Origin of the sequence: Roseicyclus salinarum (assembly GCF_029624655.1) — a bacterium.
GTDB classification, from domain to species: Bacteria; Pseudomonadota; Alphaproteobacteria; order Rhodobacterales; family Rhodobacteraceae; genus Roseibacterium; species Roseibacterium salinarum.
In genome coordinates, this window is sequence record NZ_JARRSA010000035.1 from 26,982 (window position 1) to 39,839 (window position 12,858).

Consider the following 12,858-nt stretch of genomic DNA (forward strand, 5'->3'; position numbering starts at 1 on the left):
GCGGTCAAGGGCAGCCCCGAGCCACGTGGCGGAAGCGGCACGCGGACACGTCCCCGGACAGGAGGGGGGGCCAACGGCTGCGCTCGACGGCAAGGGCTCGCGCGGAGGTGCCAGCCTCCGCGCCGCGGCGGGACGCGGGCGCAGGCCTGCCCCCTTTCCGCGTCAGGCGTTTATCACGACCATTCCCGCCACGATCAATCCGGCCCCGATCCAGTAGCGCAGGCCCAGGGTCTCGCCGAAGACCACCAGCGAGGCCAGCGGGACCAGCACGAAGCTGAGCGCCATGAACGGATAGGCCTGCGACAGCGGCATGTGCCTGAGGACGTAGACCCAGAGGATCGTGGCCGAGCCGTAGATCGCGAAGGCGAGCAGGAGATAGGGGTCGGCGAGCGTGCGCAGGATGCCCGCGACGCCGGTGGCTCCGCGCCCGTCGATCCGGCCCCCGGTCAGCTTGAACAGGACCTGCCCCGCAGAGATCATGACCGGAGTCAGAAGAATCCCGACCCACAGTAGCGCCACGGGCGCGCCCGCGCTCATGCCGCCCGCTCCCGCGAGGCGGCCGCCGGGCCGGGGTCTGGGCGATCCTCGCAATAGTAGATGTCGCGGCCGATATCCTCGCAGACATGCGCCTCGGGGCTGGGGTGGACCGCGCGCAGGAAACTGTGCGTGTAGGGGAAGAAGTTGAAATGCGGGTTGAAGGCGTAGCGGTATTCCCGCTCGCGCGGGACCACGATGATGACCCGCTTGCGCGCGATGCGGCGCAGCTCGGCGATGGCGCGCCGGTAGTCCAGCACATGCTCGATGACATGGGTGCAGACCACGGTGTTGAAGGCGCCGTCCTCGAATGGCAGGTCCTCGATGCGGGCCGCGACGTAGTCCACGCCCTCGATCTGGGCCGCGTCCTCGACCACGAAATCGACGCCCGTCAGGCGCGTGATTTCGGGCCGGGCCTCGTGGATGCGCCGCAGAAGCGCGCCGGTGCCGCAGCCGACATCGCACAGGCTGTCGCCCGTGACGTCGCGCGCGATGCGCGCGATGCAGGCGCGCGAATTGTCGGTTCCGTCGTGGACCCGCGGATGCTCGCGATAGAGCGCCTCGTATTCCGCTTCGGTCAGGAAGGGAGCGCGGGCGCGGAACTCGGCCAGTCGCGTGACATGCCCGCCCCAGGCCTGCCTGGCGAGCCAGTGGAAGGCCGCGCTGTCGCGCAGGACCGGCGGCAGGAGGTCCTCGAGCACGAAGCGGATGCGGTTGGTCGTTTCGCGGCGCATGGCGCGGCTCTCCTTTCAGTCCGGCAGAACGGCGTATAGCCGCAAGGGGCTCTCGGGCGATACGGGAAGGCGCGCGAGATAGGCCGGCACCTCGCCGCGCAGGAGCGCGGGATAAAGACCGGGATGCGCGCTGCCGGGCGGCAGGCGCGTCTCGGGGTCGCCGTCGCAGATCGCGACGTAATCGACGCCGTGGCGGCGCAGGAGCCGTTCGGCCTCGGCGGGTTCGGCGCGGGCGATGCGCAGCTGCGCGATCATGCCCGCCTCGTTGCGGTGGTAGGGCGCGGAAAGGACGCGGTGCGGGCTTTCCAGCAGGATGTGCGCCCCGAGGTTCGAGCTTGCCGAGACGACACCCGGCGGGCGCGCCGCAAGCGCGCGGTAGGTGCCGGGGGCGTAGCACGTCCGCAGGTCCGCGAGGATCGCGGCCTCGGACGGCGCACCTTCCGATCCGGGTGCGGCGCGGGTCGGAAAGCTCGCGACGATGGGCACCGAGGCGCCCGGCACCGACACGGCGACCAGCGCGATTGCCGCGAGACCGCAGGCCCGCCGCCCCCGCGCGAGGTTCTCGTGGAACAGCGCCGCCGCCAGCACCGAGACGGGCAGAATTGCGAACACCGGAAGCGACGATGTCGCGCGCATCTGGTAGGCCGCGATCGCCCCGGCCGAAATCAGACCCGCGGCCACGATCGCCCAGCCGGGCCTGTCGCGCGCCCCGCGCAGCATGAGGGAGATCGCGGCGACAAGCCCCGCGGCCCCCGCCAGCCACGCCGGCACGATGTATTCCGGGATCTGTGCCAGCGCCTCGGACAGGGTCCGTGTCTCGGCCACCTTGTCGAGCCACGCCTCGCGGAGAAACGGGTCGATCTGGTCCACGGGATTGGAGAAGCAGGCGGGCGCCACCAGTGCCGTCATGCCCAACGCGACGGCCGCCACGCAGGCCAGCGCGCCGATCCGCACGGGCGCGGCACGGCCGGACAGTGCCGCGCCCATCGCCGCAAGCCCCAGACCGCCCGACAGGACCGGAAGCGCCATGTCCCGCGAAAGCGCGTCGCAGTAGCCGCCCGCGTAGGCCATCGCGGGCGCCGTGGCCACGAAGACCGCGGCCAGCATCCCCGAGAGCGAGAGGCCGAAGGCCGTGGCGGAGCGCGAGAGCCGCGAGGGCGCGGCGACCCACGCAAGGGCGAAGGCCGCGCCGAAGGCGGCGAGCACGGGCGCACGCTCGATGCCGACGCCGAGGCTCAGCGCCGCGGCCGCACCCGCAAGCGCGGCCCAGCGCGGGCTTCGCGGCGCCAGGGCGAGGCCCGCGATGACCACGGCAAGAAGCGTGAGCTGCACGTTGTGATGGTCGAGCGCGCCGGGGTCGTGCTTGCCGGCATGGGCCATCGCCGCCCCCGTCAGAAGCGCCGCCGCCCAGGCCGCGTCGCGCCCGCCGAGCCTGCGGGCGGCGGCGGCCATGACGAGGACGGCGGGAAGCAGCACGAGGACCGGCCAGAGGATCGCCGCCGCCCGCTCGGCGCCGGGCTGCCCCGCGAGGGGGCCGAACAGCGCGATGAGGGCGGCGATTGGAAGATCGACGAGGCGCGACCAGTGCATGGCCGTGCCGCCCTCCGGCCCGAGGCGCGGCTGCACGGGATCGAACCAGCCCTGCCCCGCCATGAGGTCGCGCACCTGCACGAGCCGCATGGCGTCGTCGGTGCCGAGCCGCAGGTCCCCGCCATCGAGCCACAGCGCGACAAGCGCAGGCAGCGCGCAGAAGGCCCACCCGGCGAGGACCGGGGCCCATAGCCCCTGCCCCGCGCCCTGCTGGCCGCGTTGCGCATCCGTCCGCATCGTCGCGGAATTCGAGCCCATCACGAGGTCCCTTGTTGCCCAGCGCCAGATCAATCCGATACTTTGGCGAAATGAGGGCGCGCGCGTGAAACAATCTTTGTGAAGCAGGTGGATTGATGACAGAACCGAGCTTCGGCAACGCGCGCATCGCCGTCTTCCTGCCCTGCCTCAACGAGGAGATGACGATCGGGCCTCTGGTGCGCGAATTTCGCGCCGCGCTGCCCAGCGCGCGCATCGTCGTCTACGACAACCTCTCCACCGACCGGACCGCCGAGCGCGCGCGCGAGGCCGGCGCCGAAGTGGTGGCCGTGCAGCGCCGGGGCAAGGGCAACGTCGTGGGCACCGCCTTCGCCGACATCGAGGCCGACGTCTACGTCATGGCCGACGGAGACGGCACCTACGCCGCGCACGAGGCGCCGGCGCTCGTGCGCAGGCTCGTGGAGGATCGTCTCGACATGGTGATCGGGCGCCGCGAAGGCGTCACGCAGGACGCCGGGCGCGCGGGCCACGCCTTCGGCAACAGGATCTTCAACGCGATCTTCCGCAGCATCTTCGGCGACGGCTACGAGGACATCCTGTCGGGCTACAGGGTGTTCAGCCGCCGTTTCGCCAAGTCGTTTCCCGCGCTTTCGACCGGGTTCGAGATCGAGACCGAGCTTTCCGTGCACGCGCTCCAGCTGCGCCTGCCCGTGGCGGAGATGCCGGTCAGCTACGGCAAGCGGCCCGAGGGGTCGCGCTCGAAGCTGTCGACCTTCCACGACGGCACGCGGATCCTGTCGGCGTTCCTGCTTTTGATGAAGGAGGTGAAGCCGCTGACCTTCTTCAGCGCCTTCGCGCTCGTCGCGCTGTTCGCCTCGTTCATCTTCGGCATCCCGGTTCTGAACGACTACTTCGAGACCGGGCTGGTGGACCGGATGCCGACCTGGATGCTGACCATGGCGTTGATGATCCTGGCGTTCCTGCTGTTCACCTGCGGGCTGATCCTCGACAGCGTCGCGCGCGGCCGGCTCGAGCGCAAGAGGCTCGCCGCGCTCGCCATCAGGCGCTTCGAGCCCGTGACCGCCGAAGGCGGCGCGGTTCGGGCGGCCGAATAGGCCCGCGTCAGCCGTTGGCGGCCCGAGGCAGGCGCACGTCCGCGTCGAGGCCGCTGTCCTTGGCCGGGATCGCCGGAAGCTCGATGTAGAAAGTCGAGCCGACGCCCACTTCGCTGTCGTAGTCGATGACGCCACCGAAGGATTCCACGATCTCGCGCGAGATGTTCATGCCGAGGCCGGTGCCCCCCGCCTGCCGCTGGTCGGACGAGTCGAGCTGCGTGAACCGTTCGAACACCTTGTCCCGCGAGCCTTCGGGGATGCCCACGCCGTGGTCCCTGACGTAGATCCTGATCCGGTCGTCCGACAGCGAGGAGCCGACCGCGACCTCGCCGCCCTCGTGCGAGAACTTCGCGGCGTTCGAGATCATGTTCGACAGAACCTGCATCATCCGGGACTCGTCGGCCATCACGAACAGCGGCGCGACATCCGAAGTCTCGGTCCTGAGCGTGACCTTGTATTTCTCGGCAAGGCCGAAATTGCCTGCGACCGCGTCCGCGACCAGCGCCTGCACGTTCACCAGCTCGCGCTTGAACTTCATCTCGCCGGCCTCGATCTTCTGGAGGTCCAGCAGGTCGTCGATCAGGTGCGCCAGGCGCTTGCTGTTCTTGCTCGCCATTTCCAGAAGCGAGGCGATGTGCGGCGGGACCGGTCCCAGCTTCTCGGAATTGATCAGGTCGAGCGAGCCCTTGATCGAGGTGAGCGGCGTGCGCAGCTCGTGGCTGACGATCGACACGAACTGCGACTTGACCACGAGGGCGGCCTTGGTGCGCTCGTGCTCGTCGCGCAGCTCGGCCAGCTGGCGCAGGTTCCGGCGGTAGAGCCGCAGGAAGACGAGCGAACAGTCGATCAGGAAGTACATCACGAAGACGACCGTGAAGAACTGCAACCACAGCTCGGACGTCATCTCGGGACGGTAGATCCACAGGTCCTTCACCGAGATGTAGAGGAAGGCCAGCCCGTAGACCGTCAGCCTGATGGCGAGCGCCCAGACGACCTGGTGGTTGTTCATCGCCGCGAAGAGCGCCGCGGCGAACAGGAAGAACAGCGGCGTGAACTGGCCGCCGGTTTCCTGCATGCTTGCCACCCAGACGACGTAGCCCGCGATCGCGAAGGTGCTGAGCAGGGTGTTCGCCATGACCCAGCCGAAGCAGACCCTGACGGCGCGCGTGTCGTGGGCCTCGATCCGCGAGACGCGCCTTGCGATCGTCAGGTCGATGACGTCGCAAAGGATGATCACGCCGTAGAACAGCGCGGCGCGGAACGGATCGAAGAAGAATGCCGTCAGAACCGCCACGGCCGCGAAGATGGCCTGGCGCTGCCAGAGCAGCGTGAAGATGGCCGCAGCATAATCGCGAAGATTCTGCAGCAGCCGCTCGCTGTCCGTAGCGCCGTCCGTTTCGCTGTCACGGAGGTTCGGCGGCGTCATCCCCGCCTCGTCCGTCGGTGTTTCATCGCGGTCACTCATTCACGTCAGGCTGCCCGCCTCCATCCTCCGCTATCTGCGTCTCGTTCCGGCCTTGTCCATCCCCCCGAGACTTCGATCGGCGCACCGATCCGCCTCGGGTCTGACGGTCCATGGACCCGCATCGCGAACGGCTGTCGAAAGCACGCCCGTTCATCCGTTAATCATTATCAGCCGGACTCGGGTGAAATCGTGATGAGACTGTGGCGGTTTTCGGGGCTGCCGTCCCCGCCTGCGGGCGGTTCTGGCTACGACACGAAGCCTGCCGGAGCCGGTGCCCGCGCTCTCCCGGCGGCACGCCCCGCGACGCGGCGGAGATCGTCCCAGCGCCGCCGCAGCCTGCCACCTTCCTCGGGGTCGCCCTCGGGCACGTCGCGCAGAGGCGCCTCCGGCTCCTGCACCGCGTTGGCCGCGCCGCCGCCTCCGCCCGGCCTGATGCCGCACGCCGCATCGATGCGGTGAAGCACATCGTCGTAATCGAAAGGCTTCGTGACGTAGTCGAAGATGCCCTTGCTCCAGGCCGCCTGGACATGCTCCTTGTCGCACATTGCCGTGAGCATGATGACGGCCGCATCGGCATGGCGCGGGTTCCTGCGGATCCGGTCCAGCAACTCAAGACCGCCCATCTTCGGCATCTGCATGTCGAGGACGAGGACGTCGAAGGGCCTGTGCGCCCCGGAGACGTGCCGCAGCGCGGCCGAAGCGGAGCTTGCGAGCGTGACCTCGTAGGACCGAAGCGAAGTCATCGCCACGCCGAGAAGCTGAAGGAGGTCCGGCTCGTCGTCGACGACGAGAATGCGCGGAGGGACCTGGCCGGAGCCGCATCCAACATCGGTCATGACGAAACCTCCACACGCGCAGCCACGGCCGGCACCATCCGCCTCCGCCCCCGCATCCGTCGCCCCGGTGGCTGCCGGGTTCCTGTGCAAGTAGCCGGACCGTTTGACCCGCATGGGGCAGATCGATGGCATTTATCCCGCATAAAGGAAGCTTTCCGGCATTTCCGTGGCCGCGGTTTCCATGAGAGCTACAACAATTTGGGTGGCCAGCGGCGCAGCAGGGCCGGCCACAGCGTCCTGGCCGCGTCGCCATCGTGAGCCATGGCTTCGAAAGCACGACGTATCGGCGGACCGCCGCTCATGCGACCGAAACGAAAATGTCTCAGTCTTCGCAGATACCTACATCTTCCTATGGAGCCGTTTGAGGAATTCGGGCATGGTGAAGAAAAAAATTTGAGTGAGCAGGTTAATGAATGACGAGCGGTCCATGTCGTCCGCCCACCCTGCTTGGGTGGTGTTTCCGGATCTTGAGCCGTCCTTAAACAGTGCCGCATCGCGACGCCGTGAAAAGGGCGGTGCCAAGGACGCTGCGAAGCCCGCCGCTGACGGCGCCGGGCACGTCGTGGCGACCACCATGTCCTTCCGGACGATCCACGAGCACGGCGACCTTCTGGTGAAGTATCTCGAGGCGCGGCGATCCATCTTCGTGGACCGCCTGCACTGGAGCGTGCAGCAGGCAGAAGGGCTCGAATTCGACCAATACGACACGCCGCATTGCCGATGGGTGATCCTGCACGAATTCGGCAAGGTCCTTGGCGGCGCCCGGCTTCTGCCGACCACGGCGTCGTGCGGCATCTACAGCTACATGCTCCGCGACGCGCAGAACGGCGCCCTCGCCGACATTCCCACCGACGTGCTGTTCTTCAAAGCTCCGGTCGATCCCGCCGTATGGGAGGCCTCGCGCTTCTTCATCACCGAGGCGGTGCCCGCCGTGCGCCGAACCGCCGTCCAGAGCATTCTCTTCGACCAGATGAGCGAAACCGCGCGCGCGAACGGCGCGTCCTACATCCTCGGCATCGTGCCGGGGATCTGGTCGCGCTGGGCGCGGCGGCTGGGCAAGGGCGCGACCCCGATCGGCGCGCGCTTCTCGATCGACGGAACCTGGAGCCAGGCGGTGCTGTTCCACATCGCAAGCCGCAAGGACGGTTCCTGACGCGTCCGCCGCGCGGCCGGCGTCCCTAGCCCCGAGGCGTCACGGCGCTCGGGCCCCGGCCCGGCAACGTCGCGCCGCGCGGCGCGGCGGACAGGCCGCGCAGCACCGCCTCGAGGCTGGCGAGGTCGAGGGGCTTGGCAAGGTGGGCGGCGAAGCCCCCGCCGAGGATCTCCCGGACCTGGTGATCGAGGACATGCGCCGTGATCGCGACAGCCGGCGCGGGCGGGGCGCCTGCCCGCGCCTCCCTCTCGCGGATCGCGGCCAGCGCCTCGATACCGTCCATGCCGGGCATCGAGACGTCCAGCAGCAGCGCGTCGAACGCGTCGGGCTCCCAGGCCGCGACGGCGTCCGGGCCGTCGTCGACCATCGTCACCCGCGCCCCCAGCCGGGCCAGCATCGCGCCGAGCACCATCCGGTTCACCGCGTTGTCGTCGGCGGCGAGCACCGACACGTCCAGCGGCGGCCGCCCGGCGGCTTCGGTCGGCGCACGCTCGCGGTCGGGCATCCGCGCGGCCATCGGCAGCGGCAGCGTCACCGTGACCCGCGTGCCCCGCCCCGGCGCGCTTTCGATGCCGATCTCGCCCCCCATGCCCGCCACGAGACTGCGCACGATCGACATGCCAAGGCCGGTGCCGCCGTATTTCCGGGTCGTCGAACTGTCGGCCTGCGCAAAGGCCTCGAAGGCCTGCGCCACCTGCTCGGACGTCATCCCGATGCCGGTATCGGAGACGACGAAACGAAGCGGGCGGCCCGGCGCGCCGTCGATGACGACGAAGACCTCGCCGTGCTCGGTGAACTTGATCGCGTTGCCGATCAGGTTGTGCAGGATCTGGAGGATGCGGTGCGCGTCGCCGATGCGCGGCCCGCAGGCCTCGCCCGCCACGCGCGCCGAGAAGGAGATGCGGCGCTCGGAGGCCTTGAAGGTGTAGATGCCCTCGACCCGCCGCGCGAGATCGGCGGGGTCGAAGGGCTTTTCCTCGAAGGTCATGCGGCCGGCCTCGACCTTGGACAAATCGAGGATGTCGTTGATGATCTGCACCAGCAGCTCGCCGGATTCCCGGATCACGGCGAGCATCCGACGCTGCGCGGGATCGGTCAGCGACGCGTCAAGAAGCTCGGCCATGCCCAGCACGCCGTTCATGGGTGTGCGGATCTCGTGGCTCATCGTGGCGAGAAACGCCGTCTTCGCGCGGTTCGCCTCCTCGGCGCGTTCGCGCGCCTCGACCACCGCGGCCTCGGCGGCGTCGCGGTCGGTCGTGTCCTGCACCATCGCCACGAAGACGGGCCTGTCGCCGCCCATCAGCTGCAGGCGGATCTCGGCGGGATAGGTCGTGCCGTCGCGGCGCCGGTGGCTGGTGCGGAAGGTCATCGTGTCCCGCTCGCCCCCGAGAAGCGGGCCGATCACGCCCTCGAAATCCGCCCGCGTCATGTCGGGCTTGATGTCGAGCGGCGTCATCGCCGTCAGTTCCTCGGTGGAATAGCCGAGGTTGCGTCGCGCGCCGAGATTGACCTCCACGAAGCGCAGCGTCCCGGCGTCGAAGACGAAGACCTCGTTAAGGCTCGCGTCGATCATCCGCCCCAGCCGCGCAGCGCGCGCCAGCGCACTCTCGGCGCATTTGCGTTCGGTGATCTCGGTCTCGATCGCGACGAAGCCCGCGAGGCTGCCGTCGGGATCGCGCAGCGGCATGATCTCCATCTGGACCCAGTAGTCCTGCCCCTGCCGGTCGCGGTTCAGGATCTCCACATCGACGGGCTCGGCCCGTGCCAGGCGCGCGGCGATCAGCGCGACGGTGGCCGGGTCGGTGTCCTCGCATTGCAGCATGTCGCCGGGCTTGCGCCCGCGAAGATCCTCGAGGCTGTAGCCCGTCAGCCGCTCGCAGGGGGTGTTGACCCATTCCACCAGCCCATCGGCATCTGTCACGATCACGGCGTTGGTGGTGTTCTCGGCCAGCGCGGCAAGGCGGCGAAGCTGCCGCTTGTCGGCCCGCTCGTCGGTCACGTCGCGGATCGTGCCGTGCACGCGATGCGGCGCGGAAGCAACGCACGCGGACACGCCGGTGATCCTCACCCAGCGGGCACGCCCCGTGGCCGTGACGAAGGGCAGCGTAAGGTCCAGCGGCCTGCCGTCGTCGTGCAACGCCTGCACCGCCTCGGCCAGCGCGCCGCGGCCCGGTGCGGGATAGAACGCGAGCGCCGAGGCCATGCACGGCACGACGTCACGGCTCGCCTCGTGGATGGCGCGCGCCCGCGCCGACCATTCCAGCGCGCCGGTTCCGAGGTCCGCGGCCCATGTGCCCATGCCCGAGGCCCGCTCGATCTCGTCCAGCAATTCGCGAGATGCCCCGCCCATCATCATGTTCAGCCCGTATGTCCCAGCGCCATAGTGCGGCGGCATGGGTTAACCATCCGTTAAGAACCGGGCCGCGCGGATCAGCGTTCGAGGTAGTCGACCCGGTCGATCAGGAGGTTGTCCCGGTAGCGCGCCACGACGCCCTCGGCGACGAACTGCGCATGACGCCACAGCGGGGCCGAGGCGAAGCGCAGGCGGATGTCGGCCGGACGCCCCATGACCTCGGCCGGCGGACGCGGCAGCGTGACGTGGAGCGCATAGGACCGGCTGCCCGCCGACTGATCGACGCTCGGGATCGGCACGAGCGCGATGCGCGCGGGATCGACCGTCGAATAGGCGCCCGCCATGCGAAGCTCGGCGTCGCGCAGGCCGTTCTGCATCAGGCGGACGTAACGCTCGGGGAAAGCGCCGGTCAACCGCGCGTCGCCTGCGCGCGGCAGGGCGATGCCGACGGGCTGGCCGGGCTCGAGGAACCGGCCGCGCCCGGCGCCTTCGATCGGCACGAAGACCGCGTCGGCGGTCAGCCGCAGGCTCAGGGCATCGCGCTGCGCGTCGAGGATGGCGGCGCGATCCTCGAGGTTGGCGATCTGTTCCGCCGCCACCCTCGCCTGAGCGGGATCGGCGCTTCGGACCGCCTCGAAGACGCTCCGCGCGCCCTGGAGGTCGGCCTGCATCAGGCTCCGCTCCTCGTCGAGCGTGGGATTGGCCAGCGTCAGAAGCGTGCCGGGCGCGGCGGCCAGCAGGGTCGGCGGCCCCGCGGTCAGCACGCCAGCCGACCGCGCGGTGACAAGGTAATGGTCCGCGACGTTCAGAGACAGGGGGACTGTCACGCGGAATGGCGCGTGGACGAACAGGGCCAGCGCGGCGAGCCCCGCGGCGACGAGCCCCCGGGACAGCCAGCGCCGCGAGGCGAAGCCCTCGTCAGCCGGAGCGCCGGGCGGCCTGTCGCGCAGGAGTGGGGAGACGAACATCACCACCGCCCCCCAGGCCGCCAGCACCGCGCCAAGGCCGAGGTGTCGCGGGATCAGCGCCGCGGCGATGACCACCATGATGTTGATCCGGTAGAGCAGCGCGGCCACGGCATAGGCAAGCATCGCCCATTGCCCGCCGCCTCGCGGCCATTGCCCCGCGCGGCCCAGCGTCGCCACCTTCCGGCGCGTCTCGGTCAGCAGGCCCGAGGCGCGGGCGTAGAGGTTGCGCTGGCCGATGGCGTCGCTGAGGATGAAGTAGCCGTCGAGCTTGATCAGCGGATTGCCGTTGAACAGAAGCGAGTTCAGCGTGGAAAAGACGAAGATGTTGCCCAGAAGCGTCTGCATGTAGGTCCCGGCCGAGAAGTGCCAGGCGACGAAGGCCGCCATCCCGACGGTCACGTCCACCGCGATGCCGGCCGCGGTGATCGCGATGCGACCCCTGCGGCCCACCCGCACGTCGGCCTCGCTCATGTCCACGTAGGGCATGGGGTAGAGCGCGATGAAGAAGAGGCCCGCCTTGCGCACCGGCACGCCGAGCCGCGTGGCCACGAGGACATGGCCGAACTCGTGCACCACCTTCAGGACCGGCGCGATCAGGCCGAACGTCACCAGCGCCTCGAGAGAGAAGACGTTTCGGAATGCCGCGAGGATCTGCCAGTCGCTCTGCAGCCCCAGCAACAGGCAGGCCAGCGCCAGAAGCAGGACCGGCACGAGCGCGGCGGGACGCACGACCGCCCGCGCAAGACCCGCCAGCGCCGGCTGAAGCGGTGCGACCTCCAGAAGGGGCACACCCGCGAAAATCGGGTTGAAGGGCTTGCGCCCCAGCGTCTCCTGCTCGCGCATGTGCTGCATGACGCCGAGAAAGCCGTTCAGCTCGCGGCCGTCCTCCTCGGTGATGAGGTCGCGCGCCTCGGCCCTGCCCTGCCGCAGGGCGAGCAGACGGTGCAGCGCAAGCGCCATCTCGCGACGCGCCGTGAAGATCCGCCCCGAGGACGTGTCCTGCAGCAGGTAGATCATCCGCCGTCCCTCGGCCGCCGCCTTCAGGCGGACCGAGTTCACAAGCGAAGGCCGAGGTAGCTCCATGCTCTCACCTTGACGTACTCGATGGCGTAGCGCGCGAAGTTCAGGCCGCGGGGGGCCGGGTCGGACAGGATGCGGCCATACCCCGAAAGGCCGGTCAGAAGCCGGCTCTGGTCATCGGCCTCGATCGTGGCGCGGGCGGTCAGGCGCTCCTCGCCGGAGGTGGCGTTCCGCTCCACGAGGACGGGCGTGGTGACCAAGAAGGGAAAGCTCTCGCCCGAGATGCCGCGGAAATAGACCTCGCCGCGCTGGCCCGGCGCGACGAGCGGCGCGTCGACGCGCAGGAACTCCAGCGTGAGCGCGAAGCGCGGCGCCTCCTGCAGCAGGGCCACCTCTTCCCCGGCGGCCACGAAGCTGCCGGTCTGCCCGCGGCTCATCGCGGCCACGACCCGCCCGCCGACCGGAGCGCGCAGGGACAGGCCCTCGAGGCGCGCGTCGATGTTGTCGAGCCTGCGCTGCTGGGCCGCGATGCGCTGCTCGGACAGCACGAAGGCGCCGTAGTCGTTCTGCGCGAGCGCCGACTGCGCCGACACCTCCTCGACGAGGATCTGGAGCGCGACCTCCGCCCGGCGCTCTTGCAGAGCGGGGGCGTTGAACTCCGCGATCACGTCGCCCGCCGCCACGGTGTCGCCGACCGAAACCTCCATGGCCTCCAGGAAGGCGTCGAAATGCAGCGCGACCGTCACGGCCTCGGCCGGGCGCGCGAGACCGGTTGCGGTGACGACCCGCGGCGCCGGCCACGCCAGCCAGAGGACAAGCGCCAGCGCCGCCGCCAGCGCGCCCGCGCGCCGCAGGCGCCGCGCGGCGTCCGGCG

General features: G+C 69.7%; 10 protein-coding genes. 2 read left to right on the plus strand and 8 right to left on the minus strand.

Annotation, left to right across the window (positions count from 1 at the left end; translation table 11 throughout):
- Positions 1–162: 162 nt before the first annotated feature.
- Genes P6F26_RS17280 through P6F26_RS17290 form a run of 3 tightly spaced genes read right to left on the minus strand, consistent with a single transcriptional unit; the run spans position 163 to position 3,116 of the window.
- The gene (locus tag P6F26_RS17280; RefSeq protein WP_278029956.1) at positions 163–537 is read right to left on the minus strand and encodes an EamA family transporter; all 375 of its coding nucleotides are present in this window, start codon (positions 535–537) and stop codon (positions 163–165) included.
- Positions 534–1,268 (minus strand): class I SAM-dependent methyltransferase, encoded by a 735-nt coding sequence (locus P6F26_RS17285; protein ID WP_278029957.1) that lies wholly within the window; start codon positions 1,266–1,268, stop codon positions 534–536. The genes P6F26_RS17280 and P6F26_RS17285 overlap by 4 nt, the downstream gene beginning before the upstream one ends.
- 15 nt (positions 1,269–1,283) lie before the next feature.
- Positions 1,284–3,116 (minus strand): hypothetical protein, encoded by a 1,833-nt coding sequence (locus P6F26_RS17290; protein WP_278029958.1) that lies wholly within the window; start codon positions 3,114–3,116, stop codon positions 1,284–1,286.
- 95 nt (positions 3,117–3,211) lie between these two features.
- Here P6F26_RS17290 and P6F26_RS17295 point away from each other — a divergent pair, with 95 nt between their 5' ends.
- Positions 3,212–4,189, plus strand: a complete 978-nt coding sequence (locus P6F26_RS17295) for a glycosyltransferase (RefSeq protein ID WP_278029959.1) — start codon at positions 3,212–3,214, stop codon at positions 4,187–4,189.
- Between the two features lie 7 nt (positions 4,190–4,196).
- Here P6F26_RS17295 and P6F26_RS17300 read toward each other — a convergent pair whose 3' ends face one another.
- A complete protein-coding gene (locus P6F26_RS17300; protein ID WP_278029960.1) occupies positions 4,197–5,654 on the minus strand; it encodes a sensor histidine kinase in 1,458 nt (485 codons plus the stop codon).
- Positions 5,655–5,899: 245 nt separating this feature from the next.
- Positions 5,900–6,490: a response regulator gene (locus tag P6F26_RS17305; RefSeq protein WP_278029961.1), complete on the minus strand. Its 591-nt coding sequence runs from the start codon at positions 6,488–6,490 to the stop codon at positions 5,900–5,902.
- A gap of 574 nt (positions 6,491–7,064) precedes the next feature.
- On the opposite strand from P6F26_RS17305, the gene P6F26_RS17310 reads away from it, so the two are divergent.
- Positions 7,065–7,643: an acyl-homoserine-lactone synthase gene (locus tag P6F26_RS17310; RefSeq protein WP_278029962.1), complete on the plus strand. Its 579-nt coding sequence runs from the start codon at positions 7,065–7,067 to the stop codon at positions 7,641–7,643.
- 25 nt (positions 7,644–7,668) lie between these two features.
- Here the strand turns inward: P6F26_RS17310 and P6F26_RS17315 are convergent, their stop codons facing one another.
- The 3 genes from P6F26_RS17315 to P6F26_RS17325 all read right to left on the minus strand — a co-directional run.
- Positions 7,669–10,038, minus strand: a complete 2,370-nt coding sequence (locus tag P6F26_RS17315) for a PAS domain S-box protein (RefSeq protein ID WP_278029963.1) — start codon at positions 10,036–10,038, stop codon at positions 7,669–7,671.
- A 35-nt stretch (positions 10,039–10,073) separates the two neighbouring features.
- Positions 10,074–12,047 carry a site-2 protease family protein gene (locus tag P6F26_RS17320; RefSeq protein WP_278029964.1) on the minus strand — a complete coding sequence of 658 codons (1,974 nt, stop codon included), beginning with the start codon at positions 12,045–12,047 and terminating at the stop codon, positions 10,074–10,076.
- The coding region (locus tag P6F26_RS17325; protein ID WP_278029965.1) for an efflux RND transporter periplasmic adaptor subunit at positions 12,020–12,858 on the minus strand (839 nt) is incomplete at its 5' end. The genes P6F26_RS17320 and P6F26_RS17325, both read right to left, overlap by 28 nt.